Source organism: Pedobacter sp. ASV28, assembly GCF_016428855.1.
Lineage (GTDB): Bacteria > Bacteroidota > Bacteroidia > Sphingobacteriales > Sphingobacteriaceae > Pedobacter.
This window is the reverse complement of record NZ_JAELTN010000049.1, coordinates 18,386-36,685: the sequence shown is the minus strand read 5'-3', so window position 1 is coordinate 36,685 and position 18,300 is coordinate 18,386. Positions and strand designations below refer to the sequence as shown.

The 18,300-nt window shown below is 38.2% G+C and carries 14 protein-coding genes; 9 read left to right on the top strand and 5 right to left on the bottom strand.

Annotated features, from left to right (window positions below; translation table 11 throughout):
* The 7 genes from JHD79_RS16785 to JHD79_RS16755 all read left to right on the top strand — a co-directional run.
* Nucleotides 1-1,468 (top strand): glycoside hydrolase family 5 protein (locus JHD79_RS16785; protein ID WP_199120454.1); only part of this gene is annotated, 1,468 nt, incomplete at its 5' end.
* Nucleotides 1,469-1,483: 15 nt separating this feature from the next.
* Nucleotides 1,484-2,359, top strand: a complete 876-nt coding sequence (locus JHD79_RS16780) for a hypothetical protein (RefSeq protein WP_199120453.1) — start codon at nt 1,484-1,486, stop codon at nt 2,357-2,359.
* 27 nt (nt 2,360-2,386) lie between these two features.
* Nucleotides 2,387-3,862, top strand: a complete 1,476-nt coding sequence (locus JHD79_RS16775; protein WP_199120452.1) for a T9SS type A sorting domain-containing protein — start codon at nt 2,387-2,389, stop codon at nt 3,860-3,862.
* 187 nt (nt 3,863-4,049) lie between these two features.
* Nucleotides 4,050-5,606 (top strand): beta-N-acetylhexosaminidase, encoded by a 1,557-nt coding sequence (locus JHD79_RS16770; RefSeq protein WP_370583351.1) that lies wholly within the window; start codon nt 4,050-4,052, stop codon nt 5,604-5,606.
* Between the two features lie 17 nt (nt 5,607-5,623).
* Complete coding sequence (locus tag JHD79_RS16765) at nt 5,624-6,949, top strand: sugar MFS transporter (RefSeq protein WP_199120451.1); 1,326 nt, start codon at nt 5,624-5,626, stop codon at nt 6,947-6,949.
* A 6-nt stretch (nt 6,950-6,955) separates the two neighbouring features.
* Nucleotides 6,956-8,155 (top strand): N-acetylglucosamine-6-phosphate deacetylase, encoded by a 1,200-nt coding sequence (gene nagA, locus JHD79_RS16760; RefSeq protein ID WP_199120450.1) that lies wholly within the window; start codon nt 6,956-6,958, stop codon nt 8,153-8,155.
* 25 nt (nt 8,156-8,180) lie between these two features.
* Nucleotides 8,181-8,822 (top strand): carbohydrate-binding family 9-like protein, encoded by a 642-nt coding sequence (locus JHD79_RS16755; RefSeq protein WP_199120449.1) that lies wholly within the window; start codon nt 8,181-8,183, stop codon nt 8,820-8,822.
* 186 nt (nt 8,823-9,008) lie between these two features.
* On the opposite strand, the gene JHD79_RS16750 is transcribed toward JHD79_RS16755, so the two are convergent.
* Both JHD79_RS16750 and JHD79_RS16745 read right to left on the bottom strand, forming a co-directional pair.
* The gene (locus JHD79_RS16750) at nt 9,009-11,519 is read right to left on the bottom strand and encodes a family 20 glycosylhydrolase (RefSeq protein WP_199120448.1); all 2,511 of its coding nucleotides are present in this window, start codon (nt 11,517-11,519) and stop codon (nt 9,009-9,011) included.
* A 24-nt stretch (nt 11,520-11,543) separates the two neighbouring features.
* Nucleotides 11,544-12,677, bottom strand: coding sequence for an acyltransferase family protein (locus JHD79_RS16745; RefSeq protein WP_199120447.1), 1,134 nt, complete (start codon nt 12,675-12,677; stop codon nt 11,544-11,546).
* Between the two features lie 214 nt (nt 12,678-12,891).
* Between JHD79_RS16745 and JHD79_RS16740 the strand changes: the two genes are divergently transcribed.
* Nucleotides 12,892-13,641, top strand: a complete 750-nt coding sequence (locus JHD79_RS16740; RefSeq protein ID WP_199120446.1) for a glucosamine-6-phosphate deaminase — start codon at nt 12,892-12,894, stop codon at nt 13,639-13,641.
* Nucleotides 13,642-13,881: 240 nt separating this feature from the next.
* A complete protein-coding gene (locus tag JHD79_RS16735; RefSeq protein ID WP_199120445.1) occupies nt 13,882-15,396 on the top strand; it encodes a M60 family metallopeptidase in 1,515 nt (504 codons plus the stop codon).
* A gap of 313 nt (nt 15,397-15,709) precedes the next feature.
* Here JHD79_RS16735 and JHD79_RS16730 read toward each other — a convergent pair whose 3' ends face one another.
* From JHD79_RS16730 to JHD79_RS16720, 3 genes are all read right to left on the bottom strand, one after another.
* On the bottom strand, nt 15,710-16,765 hold the full coding sequence (locus JHD79_RS16730) for a PAS domain S-box protein (RefSeq protein ID WP_199120444.1): 1,056 nt from the start codon (nt 16,763-16,765) through the stop codon (nt 15,710-15,712).
* A 111-nt stretch (nt 16,766-16,876) separates the two neighbouring features.
* Nucleotides 16,877-16,948 carry a PT domain-containing protein gene (locus tag JHD79_RS23200; RefSeq protein ID WP_199120458.1) on the bottom strand — a complete coding sequence of 24 codons (72 nt, stop codon included), beginning with the start codon at nt 16,946-16,948 and terminating at the stop codon, nt 16,877-16,879.
* A 438-nt stretch (nt 16,949-17,386) separates the two neighbouring features.
* Nucleotides 17,387-18,055: a tail fiber protein gene (locus tag JHD79_RS16720; RefSeq protein ID WP_199120443.1), complete on the bottom strand. Its 669-nt coding sequence runs from the start codon at nt 18,053-18,055 to the stop codon at nt 17,387-17,389.
* Between the last annotated feature and the right edge of the window lie 245 nt (nt 18,056-18,300).

Sequence of the window (18,300 nt, the reverse complement as noted above, 5' to 3'; positions counted from 1 at the left end):
CAAAGAAGGTGTTTACGCTTTGGTAGATTTCCATATGTTAGACCCCGGAGATCCAAATTACAATACAGAACGTGCCAAAGTATTTTTTGAGCACATGTCTAAAAAGCACGCTAGCAAAGGAAATATAATTTACGAAATCTGTAATGAGCCAAATAACAAACAATATGAAGTTACTTGGCCAATGATTAAAAACTATGCAGATCAAATTGTTCCTATCATCAGAAATAATGATCCGCAATCTATCATTATTGTGGGTACACCAGAACATGCTTCTAGACCAGATTTAGTGATTGGTAACAAATTGGCTTTCGAAAACATTATGTACACCATGCATTTCTATGCTGCAGATAATTGGCAATCCAATCACCAAGGGCGAAGAATGGGCTATGTTTCTAAAGCAATTGAAAATGGTATTCCGGTATTTGTAACTGAATTTGGTACGCAAGACGGTTGGGGAGATGGAGCTAACGATTTCGTAATGTCTGCCAAGTGGTTGAAATTTATGGAAGAGCGAAAAATTTCTTGGTGCAACTGGAACTATTCTGATAGTCCGCTAACGGGTGCTGCTTGGAAAACAGGAACTTGCCCTAACGGACCATGGACTGACGATAATTTGAAAGAAGCAGGTAAATGGATTAGAACACAATTAAGCACACCAACAGATAATTGGACTGGAAAGCATCTGCCATGGAACTGGGAATATAACTTGGTCTCTGGAACAGGTAATGGTACAACTTTAAATGCTACATCGGCTGTTCAAGTTTCAGAATCTAAAAAAGATGCGCCTGGGTTTTTACCATATCCAAGTATCGGTACGGCAAGAACAGTTGTTGCAGCAAATGCGGGTGCAGGATTTAGTTTAGCTAATGCTGTATTAACTCTTGGTGCCAGTAATGGTGCAGCTCCTAATAAATTCTCATTGTACGATATTGCTGGTTCATCTACCTTGGTGAATTTGTCTTTCAAACTATCATTTAACAATAGTACACAAGGTACAGCCATTTTAGCTATCGGCGGCGGCGATGGAAATCTATTTAAAGCTAACGATGCCTATTCAAATAGTAAGCAAGACGGAGTTTTCACTGCCATCAGATTTTTGGTGGGATCAAGTTCATCAAATGCGCAGTACAGATACTTGGATGGTACATCTTATGTGCACAGGTCGCACGATGTGGATGTTTTCCCTAGGACTGGCGATTTGAATTTTGAAGTGTATTGCAATAACACTGGCAACCCAAGAGTGTACAAAAAAGATGGTGTGGATTATACTTTACTTGCTGCTTCGTTTCACATGTACGTAAATGGTACACAGGTTAAATTCGGAGGTTCGGCTAATATTACATCAACAGGCGAGTTATTGCCTTATATGCCAATAGATGCTTTTATGGTGTCTGGAGGCAGCAGTGTAGGCAACACTTTGAATTTCTCTGTAAGCAATATCAAACTCAAATCATTAATAGGAAACTAATAAACTAAACAACATATGAGGACTAAATTTTTAACATTAGCCATATTAGGCTTGGCTGTAACAGCCGCTAAAGCCCAAACTTACGGCATTTGGAAAGGTTCAACAGAAGCCACTTCGTGGACTTACGACTTGGGCACTGGAACAGGAACAGGCAAAAAATTTAATGCAGGCGGAGAGGCGAAAATTTCTGAATCTAGTAAAGACAAACCAGGTTTTTTACCATTTCCAGCTGCTGGTACAGCTAGGGTAGTGGTAGCTCCATCTGCGGGTGCTGGTTTTGCACTAAATAAAACAACCATTAATTTTGGTGCCAGTAACTCAGATGCTCCCAATAAGTTTTCTGTTACTGATATTCCTCAGTCTTCTCCAGTAGGAAGCTTGTTCTTCACCCTATCTTTTAATGATGGCGTTAAAGGTACTGCGGTTTTAGCTTTTGGAAATTCACAGACAAGTCTTTTTAAAAATGCTGCTGGCTATAATAACAGAAAACAGGAAGGGCTTTTTGGTGCCATCAGATTTATTGTAGGCAATACTTACACCAATCCAGAGCATAGAACTTTGAGTGGTTCATCATACGTACACAAAGCTTACGATACAGATATTTTCGATAAAAGTGGAAACTTGAACGTTGAGATCTATAGCAACAACTCCAAAGAAGAGCAGTCTTTTACACGTAAAGGAAATGTTTACACCTTACCAGCGCAAACATTCAGAATTTTTGTAGGAGATAAAGCGCTGAAGTTAAACGGCTCAGAAAACCTTCCTGCAACTGGCGAATTAGAAGCAAATATGGCTATCGATTCCTTTATGATAACTGGTGCTAGCAGTGCAGAAAATACCCTGAATTTCTCTATGAGCAATATTAAAGCGGGCACATTAGCTCAAAATTAATCACATATTAATCCTAAACTAACCATTATGAAATTAAAATTGCTACTATCTACAAGCCTCCTTTTTATCGGAGCATACTTTGCTAAAGGACAAACTTATGGTACTTGGCAAGGAGCCTCGCAAGCTACATCTTACGATTATAGTATTGCCGAAGGAACATTAGGAACTACTTATGCAGCAGGTGGGATCGCACAGTCATCTTCATCTACTTCTTCTAGTGCTGTGTACTTAGCCTCACCGTCCAGTGGTACGGCAAGAGTATTTACTTCCGCTAACGGTGGTGGTGGTTTTGTCATTAACGGCTCTACGCTTTCAATTACCTCCAGTATTTCAGCCGAAACGCTGAACAAATTTGCTCTTCACAGTATTAGTGGTACATCTGCTGTTACGAGTATTTTTTTTAAGCTCAAAGTTGAGAGCACTCCTAATGGAGGAACCTTTGTGCTTGGTTTTGGAAAATCGGGACAATCTGGTGACGATATCTTTGCAAATGATAAGCAGCTGAATGTAGCGGGAAGCACTCCAGATTTGGGTATATTTGGTGCTTTTAGATTCCAACCGGGTAACTCTCAAACTAATGGTGGTGCCCGTTATCTTAGAACCAGTGATGGAACTTATAGATATTCAGATCCTGCGTTTGGTACTTCATACGCCACATTCCAAAAAAATACAGACTTAAATGTAGAGATATATTGTAATAACACCTCTATACCAAGAAATTATAGCAGAGGAATCGAAAATTATACATTGCCGGCAAGAACATATAATATTTTTGCAAATGGTAACCTATTAACCATTGAACAACAGCCTGGGGGTAGCCTTATCTCTAACATTCCTTCAACAGAACTTGCTGTAAACGAAAAAATAGACGCCATATTTATTGCAGCCCATAATGCAGCCAGTAATCAGTTGGTTGTGTCTGTAAGTAATATCAAATTTGGTTGGGTACCTCAAAACGTACTACCGGTAGAATTAACCTCATTTACACACAAAAAAATAACAAATGGTGTGCAGTTAAATTGGACTACAGCTTCAGAAAAAAACAACGCTTATTTTGAAGTATTAAGAGCATCTGAAAATGGCGTTTTCAAAGTAATTGATAAAGTTAACGGAAAAGGAAATAGTAACGGAAGCAGCAGCTATCAATTTGTAGACAATAACCCAGTTAGCGGAAAGAACTATTACAAATTAAAGCAAGTAGATAACAATGGTGACAGTAAAGAGTATGGTCCTATAGTTGTAAATTTCGATTTAGAAGCCCGTAAGTTAATCGCTTTTTTAAATGCTGAAAGTAAGCTATTGCTAACCTTTAATTCGTTAGAAAATACAAATGCAGAAGTTGTAATTGTGGACCTAAACGGTAAGAAGTTAATTACACAAAAAGTGCAATTAAGTAAAGGAGCAAACCAGCCGAAGTTAGACGTTAGTGTTTTGTCTAAAGGTTTGTATGTAGTAAAAATTGGTGCAGCAGGAAATATTGGCGCAGCAAAGTTTGTGAAATAAACAGATGCGCTCTTTAAAGATATCAGTATAATGGCGATGGTCTTGGGTGCAATCGGGGGATGTAAATCTAAGGCCACATTATGCTGTTTTTAATTAATAATTTTAGTGTTTGATTGTCTTAAACCTATTGTCTAAATAACATCTCAAATAATGAAGAATGATAGGTTTAAATTTAAATAGATAAGCTGTGGCAGATAAAGTAAGTGTAAGTAAATGGGTAGTTTTGTTAGGGTTGTTTTGGTGCTTAGGATTAAATGTTAATGCAAGTAGCACTGCTGCTCTTAGAGATTTTTCAGTAAAAGGTTTCCATTTAGATTTGAGGATACAGGTGATGAAAATGCCTGCCTTAAAAGCCTTTGTCCTCAACCTCAGCAAAAACGGAATCAACACTTTGGTAATGGAATGGGAAGCGTCTTATCCTTTCGAAAAGCATGCTGTAATTTCCAATAAATATGCTTACAGTAGAGCTGAAGTAAAATCTTTCATTGCTTACTGCGACTCTTTAAAGATTGATGTTATTCCTCTACAACAAAGCTTCGGTCACGTAGAGTATATACTTAAACACTACCGATACAAGGACTTACGAGAAGACCAAAAAGATTATTCTCAAGTAAATCCAATTAGAGAAGAGCGATGCAAAGCATTGTTTTCCGATTTGTTTAAAGACCTTATCAGTACCCATAAATCTCAATATTTCCACATTGGTGGAGATGAAACTTACTTGCTGGGCCGTTCACCAGAATCTAAACGCAAGGCTGATTCTTTGGGAATGGGGCGTTTGTATGGCGATTACATCAAAATGCTTTGCGAATTGGTGGTGAGTCTAGGTAAAAAGCCTGTAGTTTGGGCAGATATCGCCTTAAAATATCCCGATGCTTTAAAATCACTCCCAAAACAAACCATTTTTATAGATTGGAATTATGGTTGGGAATTAGACCGTTTTGGTGATCATAAGAAATTGATGCAAAGCGGTTTCGAGATTTGGGGTTCGCCAGCAATTAGAAGCCATCCGGATAATTATTTCCTAACCGATTGGGCAAAGCACTTCAATAACATTAAAACATTTATACCTCAAGGAAAAGAATTGGGTTACAAAGGAATGATCATGACCTCGTGGTCTACCTCTGGTATATATTCTCAAATTGCAGAGTCGCACAGCGATTATATCGATTTGCATGCCATTAGAAGGGTATATCCAATCTCTGGTTTCAATTTATTAATTGATGGTTTTTTCAACGCTGTTTCTTCAGAAAAACCTTTTAATCCAAATGAGTTTGTTGAGAAGTATGCAGTAGAGAAATACGGTTTCAGCAGAGCTGATGCAAAACTATTTTGGAACGCCTTAAAGCTAGCACCCTATGAGGTAAATCAGGGTAAGGTGAATAAGCCAAACTTCACTATAAAACAACTGGTAGATAGTGCATTATACACTTTGGATACTTTCAAAAAACTTAAGCCGTTACGGGCGCAACAAGAATTTGAACACTATACTTTAATGGCCAATATCCGTTATAACTATTTGGTTACCATGGAAGTGGAGGTTGCTTTAAATCAGCCAACGTTTAAAATAGCTGATGCTGCGGGCTTATTAAAAAAACTGAGGACTTTAAATACAGCAGAAGTTGATAAACAATTTAGGAAGCTAAATACTTACCTGTTGTTTGACAAAGAAATAGAAGAAGAAACAAGGTTGAGAAATTTCAGATACCTAGACCTTGTTGATAGATTAAATAAATTAAAATAAGCTTCAGTAATTATATTATGCCATCACAAAATAATCCAGTTCAGGTAAGCTCACTAAGTAAGAAAGATACCATTATTTCGATCTCGCTAATCGGATTGTTATTCTTTATTTTTGGTTTTGTAACTTGGATAAATGCTATCCTTATTCCTTTCTTCAAAATTGCTTGCGAGCTTAATCACTTCGAGTCTTATTTAGTGGCTTTTGCTTTTTACATTGCTTATTTAGTAATGTCATTACCTGCTGGATATCTCCTTAAAAAAGTAGGGTTTAAAAAAGGAATGATGATTGGTTTCTGGGCAATGTGTATCGGTGCCCTGCTTTTTGTGCCTGCCGGCTTAACCCGTACCTATGGCATTTTTTTAACTGGTTTATTTACGCTGGGTGTGGGCCTAGCCATTTTACAGACTGCGGCAAATCCTTACATTACCATTTTGGGCCCAAAAGAAAGGGCTGCACAACGTTTTAGTGTAATGGGTATCTGCAATAAAATGGCTGGTATTTTGGCACCTTTGCTTTTCTCTGCCGTGGTTTTACGTCCAACAGATAGTACACTATTTAAACAAATTGAATTAATGCAAGGCCTCGAAAAAGCTGCGGCATTAGATGAGCTAATACAGCGTGTGGTAGTTCCCTACGGTATTGTTGCTTTGTTATTACTAATACTAGGCTTTTTTGTAAGATATTCTCCACTACCAGAGATCGATACTGAAAGCGAATCTGAAGAAGTGCTTGCTGCCAATGCCGATAAGAAAAGCATATTAGATTTCCCTTATTTGGTGTTAGGAGCCATTGCCATCTTCTTTCACGTGGGTTCGCAGGTCATTGCGGTAGACAGTATTGTAAATTACGCTACTCATCACGGTATGGATTTCATGGAAGCCAAAACCTTCCCGTCCTATACTTTAACAGCAACTATTGTAGGATATTTATTAGGCATTACATTTATCCCAAAACTAATTTCCCAAAAAACAGCACTGAAGATTTGCACTTTGTTAGGCTTAACTCTAAGCTGTTGTATTCTCTTTTTTTCGGGAGAAATCAACCTTTTCGGACATCAAACCGATATCTCCGTTTGGTTTATCGTATTGTTAGGCTTTGCCAATTCTATGATTTGGGCAGGCGTTTGGCCATTGGCTTTAGACAATTTGGGCAGGTTTATCAAAACCGGTGCATCGCTGTTAATTATGGGACTTTGCGGAAACGCTATCATGCCTTTGTTTTACGGCTATTGGGCCGATCATCATAGTTTAAGGGAAGCCTATTGGGTTTTAATACCATGTTATAGCTACCTCATTTTTTACGCTTTCTACGGTCACACTTTAAGAAGTTGGTCCAAAAAATAATCGCTCATGAGTAATTACATCAAAATATTTAACGGAAATATCATTACACCTGCTGGGGTGCTTAAAAATGGTACTTTGGTTATTGCCAATGGCAAAATAGCCGACATCTCGACAAAAAACATAGCACTCGAAAATGTGCTCGAAATAGATGCCAAAGGAAAGTACGTTTCCCCTGGCTTTATCGACATGCATGTGCACGGCGGCGGTGGGCATGATTTTATGGACAATACGCTAGAAGCATTTTTAACGATTGCCAAAACCCATACACAATACGGCACCACGGCATTAATGCCCACTACCTTAAGTTGCGAGAAGGAAGACTTGTTAACTACACTAGCCATTTACGAGGAAGCCGATGCGGTGAATAGGGAAGGTGCAGACTTTATAGGTATTCATATTGAAGGGCCTTATTTTGCCATGTCGCAAAAGGGGGCACAAGACCCGAGGTATATCCGTAATCCAGACCCAGCAGAATACAAAGAAATACTTGCTGCCTCAAAACATATTAAAAGATGGAGCGCCGCACCAGAATTACCAGGTACAATTGAGTTTGGCCAATTCTTAAAACAAAATAAGGTGTTGGCGGCCATTGCCCATACCGATGCTATTTACGAAGAAGTGGTGAGAGCTTATGTAGTTGGTTTTAACCACGCTACTCATTTTTATTCGTGCATGTCGGGGGTTTCTAGACGTAATGCCTTCCGTTATGCGGGCGTAATAGAAAGTGCCTACTTGTTGGATGGAATGACAGTAGAAATTATTGTGGATGGTGTGCATTTGCCTGCGCCATTGTTAAAACTGATTTACAAAATAAAAGGAGCGGAGCGTACGGCTTTAATCACCGATGCTATGAGGGGTGCCGGAATGCCAGAGGGTAAAAGCATTCTAGGTAGTTTAAAAGGTGGTTTAGAGGTGATTATTGAAGATGGGGTGGCTAAATTACCAGACCGTACTGCATTTGCGGGAAGTGTGGCAACTGCCGATAGATTGGTGAGGAATATGATGACATTGGCCGATGTTCCCCTGTTAGATGCGGTAAAAATGGCAAGTGTCACACCAGCAAAAATCTTGAATATTCAAGACAAAAAAGGGGAGTTGGTAAAGGGTAAGGATGCCGACATCGTGATTTTTGATGAGGAGATAAGCATAAATACTACCATTGTTAAAGGCAATGTGGTTTATAGAAAAGATTTGGTGAAAATCTAAGCCGATACATAAAAGAAATAAGCGAGTGAGAAGATTAGAGATACCTTTTTTAGATACAGATGGAGTGCAGGAAGTTGAGCAAATTAGTCAGCTTATGGATGATTTGAAAACTACGGCTATTGATTGTAATCCCTGGCCTGCTTATCAGGCTAACGTAGATGCAAAGTTTTCAATGGCGCACAACGGTCAATCGATTTTATTGAAGTACATTATTGCAGAAAAATACCTTTTGGCAAATGAAGTGACTAATGGAAATATTCATAATGATAGTTGCGTGGAGCTTTTCATTGCTTTTGATGCGGCTGGATATTACAACTTAGAGTTCAATTGCTTAGGCTTTACAAAAATTGGTTACGGAACTGGTAGGCATGGACGTAGGTTATTACCTATTGATGTGATTAAACAACTGAGTTTCTCTTCTAAAATCAATTCCAATAGTACCCTCAATACTAATACAGGTTTCGACTGGGAAATTATGCTAGTCATTCCACGCGAGATTTTCATCAAGCATCAAATCACTTCCTTTAATAATTTAAAAGCAAAGGGCAATTTCTATAAATGCGGAGATGGTTTGCCGCAACCTCATTTTCTAACTTGGAACATGATTGAAGCCGAAAAACCAGATTTTCATAGAAAAGATTTTTTCGGAGAGTTGGCTTTTTGTTAGTTCACTAGTAAATTTCGCATTACCGTCATCTCGACTGAATTGTAGCGAAATGGAGAGATCTTTGACCTTTATTAGTACAGTCAAATTTTAGCTATCTAATGAAGAGTTGTTAAAATTTAAAATTGTATCTAAAACAAAAAAAATCCCGCTAACAAGTGTCAACGGGAATTTTTTTATGAGATTAGTTTACTTCACCACCTTAACAGTCCTACCACCTCTGCCTTCATTATTAAACACCCTAAGTTTTATGCTGTTTTGGTATGGAATTGCTGATGAATATTTCGGACTATTCGCTTTTGGTGTTGAGCCATCTATGGTATAGCGTATCGTTAAGTTCGGATAAAGCACATTTGCAGTTACTTTGTTATCCATAACTACATATCCAGCAGTTGGAATTCGATATTCAAAACCGCCTGCATAATGGTTTAGTTTAGTAAATTCCTGCCTGCCAATTCTGCTCACAAAGCTAGACCAATCTTTTTCATATAATTCTTTACTTTTTACAAGGTCTGTTTCAGTAGCCCAATCTGGATCTGTGGCCCAGCCACGTTCTGCTAAACCCATAATTTTTGGAAGAAACAGATACTCGAAGCGTTCCTTGGTGTGCAATACTTCGCTCCATAAAGGTGCTTGTACACCAATAATATTTGCCTTAGCTTTCTCGTTTAATTTATCCATGGCATTATAATAGCCTTTTGGTAAGGGATTGCCATATTGGTCTTCGGTTTGGTTCTTATAATAATTGAAAGGAATGAAATTGAACGGTTTATTTACATCAACATAACCACCCCAATATTGGCCAATTTCGTTATAATCTTTGTTGTAAGCCAAATCTAAGTACATATTGGTTACATTGGTTAACACTACTTTATAACCAGCATTGGCCAATTTGTAAGCTAAATCTTCATTGCCTTTTAGGTTATTCCAAACATCGGTATGAAAGTTTTCGTTAACAAATCTAGTATCCAAAACCATTTGTTTTTTACCATTTACTAACTGTTTCTTCAAACCAATTTCTTCCCATCCAGATAGGTAAAGATTTTTAGCCTTTAGTAAAGCATTTACATTTTTAAAATAGTAATGCCATAATTCATCTACGTTTTCAATCGATTTATCTTTTTCTAATAAAGTTTTGACTGCAGGCGATTTTTCCCATACCCCAGCTGGAACCTCATCTCCACCAAAATGGATGGTATGTAATGGCGCATTGGCGGCTTTATACATCGCTACTGTTTCATTGATAATTTTGCCAATGAAATTATAAACAGAAGGTAGTGCAGGGTTAATAACATTGTCACTAAAGCCTTGTACCGAACGATAAATAGATTGGTCTGCTAAATCCCTCAACAAGTATTGTTTAGCTTCTTCTGGTTTTCCAGCAGCAATTAAGCGTCTGTAGCGAGCATCCATTGCCTTAATTGCTGCTCTAGCATGCCCTGGAGTTTCATATTCTGGGATAACGTTAATGTGTCTTGCATTGGCATATTTAAGGATTTCGATAAAATCAGCTTTGCTTAGATGACCACTCCCAGAATGGTTGCTTACACTAGGACCAGAGCCATAAGAGGGGAGTAAATGTGAATCTTCTGTTAAAGTATGGCCTCTTCTGCTACCTACTTCGGTAAGCTCTGGCAAACCGTCAATTTCAATTCTCCAGCCTTCATCATCATTAAAATGTAAATGGAAAACATTGATTTTATATAGCGAAAGCACATCTAGTACCTTTAAAATTTGCGCCTTTGGCTGGAAATTTCTAGCAATATCCATCATAAAAGCACGATGCTGAAAACGAGGCTCGTCTTTAATTTTCCAAGCAGCAATAACGATGTTATTTTGTTTGGCTTTCCAAGAGGTTGCAGGCAACAGATTTTTAAGCGATTGAATACCATAAAATGCTCCTGCTGGTTTTGCTGCGAAAATACTGATACCTGCTGATGTAATTTTTAGTTCATAAGCTTCTGCGGCTAATTCTGTTTTTTCCTTTAATGTAATACTATTTTGTGGTGCAGATGGTGTTATTTGTGGTATTTGCGTTAAAACTTTGCCTAACTCTACTTTTAACAGTTCAGCCTCTTTAACAAATGCTGCATCGCTTACAATTTTAGTGTTTCCGCTAAGCGAAAAACTTCCACTCGTTTTCTCAAAGCTCACTGGACTAGGTATAAAAGGAGGAATTTTGTTTTCATTCACCTGAACTATAACCTTGTTTTGTTCATAAATGTGATTGGCAATGGCCTTTTCTTGCGCACTATATTCTATAGCCGATTTGTTTTTTACGGTAAGTGAGATAGGAGCATTGGGTTTACTGTGGTATACGATATAGAAACCCTCAGAAAAATCGGTGATATTTTTTAGACTTCGCGACAGTATTTGTACCCTTGCAGATTTCTTTGGAGCAATTCCTTTAAAGTTTTTGCCAGGTGTAACACTAAACAAATCTCCATTAATGTGGGTGATTTTTAGCAAAGCTGTGTCTGTATTGGCATTACGAGGATTGCCAGAATTGAAATAGATAGTCCAACCTTTAGCCGGAACGTCAACTTTAGTGGAAGGATTGGTTAAAATTAACTCAGATAATGTTTGCTCAGAGCCCTTATGATTGTTCGTTAAAATATTCCAAGTGAGGTCTATTTTTTGTGCATAGCCTTGCATAACTAATAATAGTAAGCAAATGGTGATGAATGACTTTTGTTTCATTTAATTGTGTTAAGTTGATATTACTTAAACTTTTACGTAGATTTTTTTCTTATCGAGGATTAATCCAATTACCCAAAGCAGTAGCATGTACAGTACTGCAAAGACCAAAGAGGCATTTTTATCTGCCATCCAGCTATTTAATACGTTTTTATAAAATAATGATGAAATGGATGAACCATCGACTTTAATGAGATGGAATATCTTCATAATTACCCAAGCTAGGATATAGATAAAGAGTGCATTCTTTCCAAATACCTCGAAAAAGTAAGTCCATTTTTTGAAATTTAGCACATCAATTAGTGCAATTAGTACACCTGTAATTACTAAATCCCAACCTAAAGAGAAAAGTACATAAGAGCTTGTCCAAATTGGTTTATTGATAGGGAAGTTGTAGTCCCACACAAAACCAATCGCTAAAAAAACAATGCCAACACCAACTAAACGATAAACAGCTGTGGTATTGTTGCCCTGCTTTTGTAGATATCTTCCAGTTAAGTAACCAATCAATACATTTACGATGGATGGCCAAGTGCTCAATACTCCCTCTGGTTCAAAAGCAACACCGAAACCTTGATATAAATTTTTACTATTGAATAAAAGCACATCTAAAGTTCTAACTGCGTTTCCCTCTAAACCATAGGGGTTTCCCTTCTGACCAAAGTAATACAAAATAGCCCAGTACGAAAGCAATATAAATGCACTTATAGCAACGATAACTGAGGTTTTTCTAAAGAAGTAAATGATTAAACTGCCGAAGAAATAACATAATGCAATACGTTGTAGAACGCCAAATATCCTAACTTCCAGAAAGTTTTTTAGCGTAACGCTACCATCATCACCAAATACCACAAATGGAAATAAGTTAAGTAATACACCAATCATAAATATAATCAGTGTTCGCTTAGCTACCTTCTTGAAGAAATCTCCAAAAGATACATCTTCCAATTTTTTCAAGCTAAAGCTCAAAGCATTCCCCACTACAAACAAAAATGTTGGAAATACAAGATCTGTTAATGTAAAGCCATGCCATTCTGCATGTTTAAAAGGAGCGTAAATAGCAGCCCAACTGCCTGGAGTGTTTACTACAATCATTAAGGCTACCGTTAATCCCCGTAATACATCTAGGGACAGGTACCTTTGCGAAATGGTTTTCTTCATAATTTTTATGGTTCAGTTTAAAAGCATTTTCGAATGCCTATTATTTATTTGGTTGATGAAAAATGGATGTTAAACAAAAATATAAAATTTTCGTTAACGTACACGAAAATTTTTAATTTAGCTAAATATTTAATTGACGGTGATAATTATCGTTGCTTTCAATTGTATTAAATGTTAATAAACCCAAATCAACTTTATTAAAATGACACCAATAATGGAAAGCAAGCTGGATGTAAGAATTTACGAAACAAGGAAAAGCATGGGGGCGGCGGCGGCTGAGAAATTTGCTAAAGAAGTAAATGAGCTTTTAAAAACTAAAGATGAAATCAACATCATATTTGCAGCAGCGCCATCACAAAATGAATTTTTGGAATCTTTAGACGATGAAAACCTAGATTGGAGCCGCATCAACGCTTTTCATATGGACGAGTATATTGGACTTTCTGCTAGTGCGCCACAGGGATTTGGCAATTTCTTAAGACATCGCTTGTTTGACCGGTTCAACTTTAAATCGGTTCATTACTTAGATGGTAATGCGGTCAATATAGAAGAGGAATGTAAGAGATATTCGCATTTGTTAGATCGGTACGCTGTAGACATTGTATGCCTGGGCATTGGAGAAAATGGACATTTGGCCTTTAACGATCCACCGGTGGCCAATTTTACCGATGCCAATGCAGTAAAGGTGGTAAAACTGGATGAAGTTTGTAGAAAGCAGCAGGTAAATGATGGTTGTTTTGCTACCTTGAACGAGGTTCCCAAAATGGCATTAACCCTAACAATACCCGCATTGTTAAGGGCAAACTATATTGGTTGTGTGGTGCCTGGCCCTACCAAGGTCCAAGCAGTGGCACATACACTTCATCACGAAATTAGTACGGCACATCCTTCTACCATTTTAAGAACACACCCAAACGCCATTCTTTTCCTTGATAGGGACAGCAGCAAACTGTTAATGGACTAACTGCAACACAGTGCAATCGTTTAACTTTTAAAGGCATGGCTTTGGGGCACCCGTATCTGCTTTTTCGGCTTCAAATAGGTTATGGATAGCTTAGGCTAAAATAGATGAACTGCAGGTTTTTACAATGTTTTTTTGTATAGGTTCTGTATGCAACATTTTTGATGTGTTTTAATATTTATTGTATTGTTGGGGATTAAATTTTAATTTAATCCCTAATTATAATAAACACACAACCTACCCATGAAAAAAATTACCCTACTGGGCCTTTCTATAGGCCTCGGTTTTGCCGTGCATGCGCAAAACAGTACCACTAAAGATCCTTCAACCATTGTAATCAGTCCATCGCAAACCTTAAGCAAGGGCGATACTGTTTTTAGGAAGGCTATCAGCAATTGGAGCGAGAAAACCTTAAAGAGCAAGGATTATGCCGCTATAAAAGCACATCCATCGGCGGCCATATTTCCCGGAAAAGTAAAAGATGGCTATCAGTTTGTAAACAGAAAGATCAATATCGAACATCAAAAGATAAGCGAAATCCTGGTGCCCATCGTGTCTAAATTAGATTATTCTGGCAAATGGAACGACAACCTGTACAGTACAGGTTTGTATGCCCTGCCTGGAGAGTATATTGAAATAGATGTTCCCAAATCTATCGATACAAAAGGACTGAAAGTACAGATAGGTTCACATTCTGATAAGTTGAATTGGTGGGTGGCTGGCAATGAGGATTGGCGAAGAATGCCCATCATTGTTAAGAACCAGGAGCTGGGCACTGGTAAAGTTAGGCTGGCTTCACCATTTGGCGGACTGATCTATATTTCCTACCCGCCAAGGGGAGAAAGCTGGAAGGGCGAGATTACCATTAAACATGCCATAGAAGCACCCTTTTTCCAATTGGGAAAGACTACGTTGGAGCAGTGGCAGCAGCAATTGGCCAACAACAAAGCGCCTTGGGGAGAAATTACAACCCCCAACGTGGTCATCACCTTGCCAGATAGCGTACTGCAGAAAATAAAGGATCCGGTGTATACCATGAAATTATGGGATTTGATCATTGCCGGAGAAATGGACCTGGCCCAAATACCCATGCCGTTTTATAGGGCACAGCGCTTTGTAATAGACGAGCACATAGGCGGTGGTTTTATGCATAGCGGTTATCCTATGATGGTGCACCATTCACCTTCCCGTAGGCTGCTTTCGGCCGATGTGATTGCCAATCCAGATCTGTTGATGAAGCCCAGCAAGGGCGGTGCAAACTGGGGTTTCTTCCATGAAATAGGGCACAACATGCAGAACATGGATTGGGTTTTTGGAGGTACAACAGAGGTGAGCAATAACCTTTTCTCTATGTACATGTTCGATAGGCTTTTGGGGGGGAGGGAAGATGCCCACTCGGGTATTTCCAACGAAAATACCCAGAAAGCCATGAAAAAGTATTTTGTAGAGGGGCCAAGCTATGAAAAATGGAAAAAAGATCCCTTCTTGGGCCTTATTTCCTTCCGCCAGTTACAGGAGGCTTTCGGTTGGGAAACATTTAAGACCTTCTTTCGCGAGTATCACCAATTGCCTTTCGAAGGCAGAAGGGTAAACGACCAGGAAAAAATAGATTTCTTTGTAAAGACCTTCTCGGCCAAGGCCAATAAGAACATTGCCCCATTTTTTAAGACCTGGGGCATTCCCGTGTCTGATAAGGTAAACAGCGAACTTGAAAAATACCAAAGCTGGATGCCGTTTAATTTTCCACCGAAAAACTAGTTCACATTATTTTGGAATAAGAAATAATGTCAGCGCTTTGCGGTTTAATGAATTCGTTTTATCATTTTTCTGGTATAATACCACTTCTTTAGGACTTAAAAATAACTGCAGTTGGTGGGGTTATACCAGAAAAATTGATGATTAAATAGCCAAAAGGCCTTTATAGCGATGTGATGCTAATGATTACCATAATAGGTATGGCCGTGCTGCAAAAGTATTTTATGGACAATTTTTCTATTATCTTAGGCCATTTGGCCAAAATGCCGCCAAAAAGGAAATAACGGCTACACAAAAAGAAGGGGGTCGCTGGTTGTTACGGCGCTTCTTCCTGTACAGTCTGCTTGTTGATCAGGTTAATGGCTTCGTCCAGTTCCCTGCTTGATTTGTGCAGCAGGTCTACTAAGGGCTTTATCTCTTCGTCATGGTTGGAGCGTTCGCTGATCAAGGCTACGAGCCCAAGTATATTGCTTAGTGGGCGCCTTACTTCATGCGAGTTTAACCAGGCAATTTCCTTGAGGTTTTTGTTCTGTTCTTCGAGCTTTTGTTCGTACTGGCGCTGTTGGTCTATGTCTTGCATGGCCCCAATAATCCTTATGGCTTCGCCTTGTTCGTTAAATAGGGTACAGCCCTTGTCCCTTACGTATTTGGTGCTGCCATCGGCACATATAAACCTATACTCGCAAAACCATTCGCTTTTTCTTTGTTCAATAAATAACCTGAATTTATTGATGGTCTTTTCCCTATCGTCTGGGTGTACCTTCAGCATGAGCCAAAAGTTGTCTGTTGTAGGGTTTTTGGTATAGCCAAATTTTTCTTCCAGACCCTCCATCCAGTGCAGCTTGTCGTTTACCACATCATAGTCCCATATTACATCGTTGGTAGCTTTGTTTACGGTTTGGTATAACAGTATAAGGTCGTTTATTTTTTTCTTGTTCTTTACCACATGGTCAATGTCTGTAACCATAACCAGAATGGCATCTTTCTTTAACTGGGGCACACGGTGGGAGGTAAGCTTTACATAGAATAGTTTCCCGTTTTTCTTGCGGTGCTGCCATATGCCCTTTTCCCCAATGTTTTTGTCCGCTGTCTCAATATGGTTCTCAAAACGTTCATGGTATTCTTTAGACCTGATGCTTGGCACGTACATGTCCAAGAGTTCTTTTTCGGTATAGCCGTAAAGTTTTGTCATGGCATGGTTTACGGCTATAATTTTCAGGTCGGGTGTAGACATGATATAGATAGCAATGGGGCTACCATTAAATAGTTTTTGATAATTATGCCTTACTGCTTTTAAACTTTTTTGATAAGAGCGGATAGCAATAAAAATGACTATAACGGAAGCGATAAAAAAGATTAAATAATAGTTCATAGTTAACCGTTTATTCTTCAGTGTAATAATCAAATTTAAATTTTTCTGGCCAATAATCGGTCAATCTTTTTCTGGTGGTAGTTTACTGGTGTATTTAACAATTAACTAGTTCTATATTTCGGTTGGTTGGTTGGTTGGTTGGTTGGTTGGTTGGTTGGTTGGTTGGTTGGTTTTTTCGTTCATTAGCTTATTGGTTCATTGAGCTCCTATATCGTCATGTCAACCGTAGCGGAGAGATCCTAACTATTTAGATTGTCATTCAGAGCGATAGGGAAGGATTATGAGGTTGGTTGGAATTGCTGGTATCATCTTTAGTTTGATCTGATTGTTGTTGTATTTATAACTTAAGGTACATAAGGGTTTAGGCCACATAGCCGGTTGGCCTCAGTTCTTTTACTTTTGGCTTGCCATTTTGCGTACTTGGGAATGTTCTTTGCTATGTCGGATTTTAAGTAATTAACAATTAAATAGTTAAGTAATTCTTCGATTAACCAATTCTGGTCTTTACTCCTTGTTCTCCTAACATCCGACCTTGCTCCTTAAGCAATTAACCAGTTGAACAATTCATTGATTAACCAACCTCCAACTTCCGTCCTCGGACCCATTCAGGTAGAAATAATTTTACTTTTTGATCAATTTCTCAATGAGCATTGCCTGCTTATCTAGTTGTTTTTGCTGCTCAATTAACCTTAATGTTAGTTCTTCAATTTTCTCGAGTAGTTTGGCATTCATTTCACCTAAGTTTACTCCATTCTCGTTTACCTCTGCGGCACTGGGAATACCTGGTAAATGACCATTTTTCTGAATATATTTTTCTGTTTCGGCCAATGATGCCAATTTATAGTCTTTATGAAAAACATAATCGGGCCAATTGGCTGTTTCTACTTTAATTTCTTTTGCACGTATATTGCCATTTACGGAGAGCTTTTCTTGGGGAGCTGTTGTACCTATACCTACATTGCCTTTGAAATAGGCGGTAGCAGCACCATTGAGAAAAAAATTTTCGCTGCCATTGGTCCTTAATGACAAGACCCTGGCATCAGAAGCAGTTGATGTTTCTACTATTAAGCCTCCATCTGAACTGGTAGCCCCAGATAAATTTATTATCCTGGCAACATAATTTCCATTAACTACCTTATTTACATCAAAAGTATATGTAGTATTTTGTCCAATTGCTACGGAATTTGATGTTAAGCTACCATTTACGGTAACATTTCCATTAATAATCTGATCTTGTCCCCAAGCATTGGTGAATAATAATGTTAAAATGGCTAGAAAGATCGTTTTCATATTAAATCAATTTTGTTTTTAGTTAGTTGTATAATTCAGGGTATTTATTCTTTTCTTTTTTGAAACCAAATCTCGTTTTTCTAATGGGTTTGTGCTTGTTCAGCCTGTCTTTCTTTGTTCATAAGGTTAAAAGTAAATTCTCGACTTTTTGTAACCGTATATTGTCTAAGACGGGAATAAATTTCAAAAATGCTCCATCAGGTTCTGCTCTTCTTTAAAAGAAAAATAATTTTTTAAAATTAGCA

Coding starts and splice junctions, on each gene's coding strand:
- JHD79_RS16740 (WP_199120446.1), top strand. CDS start 12,892: ATGGAAAGCAAGCTGGATGTAAGAATTTACGAAACAAGGAAAAGCATG.
- JHD79_RS16780 (WP_199120453.1), top strand. CDS start 1,484: ATGAGGACTAAATTTTTAACATTAGCCATATTAGGCTTGGCTGTAACA.
- JHD79_RS16730 (WP_199120444.1), bottom strand. CDS start 16,765: ATGAACTATTATTTAATCTTTTTTATCGCTTCCGTTATAGTCATTTTT.
- JHD79_RS16750 (WP_199120448.1), bottom strand. CDS start 11,519: ATGAAACAAAAGTCATTCATCACCATTTGCTTACTATTATTAGTTATG.
- JHD79_RS16720 (WP_199120443.1), bottom strand. CDS start 18,055: ATGAAAACGATCTTTCTAGCCATTTTAACATTATTATTCACCAATGCT.
- JHD79_RS16765 (WP_199120451.1), top strand. CDS start 5,624: ATGCCATCACAAAATAATCCAGTTCAGGTAAGCTCACTAAGTAAGAAA.
- JHD79_RS16735 (WP_199120445.1), top strand. CDS start 13,882: ATGAAAAAAATTACCCTACTGGGCCTTTCTATAGGCCTCGGTTTTGCC.
- JHD79_RS16775 (WP_199120452.1), top strand. CDS start 2,387: ATGAAATTAAAATTGCTACTATCTACAAGCCTCCTTTTTATCGGAGCA.
- nagA (WP_199120450.1), top strand. CDS start 6,956: ATGAGTAATTACATCAAAATATTTAACGGAAATATCATTACACCTGCT.
- JHD79_RS16745 (WP_199120447.1), bottom strand. CDS start 12,677: ATGAAGAAAACCATTTCGCAAAGGTACCTGTCCCTAGATGTATTACGG.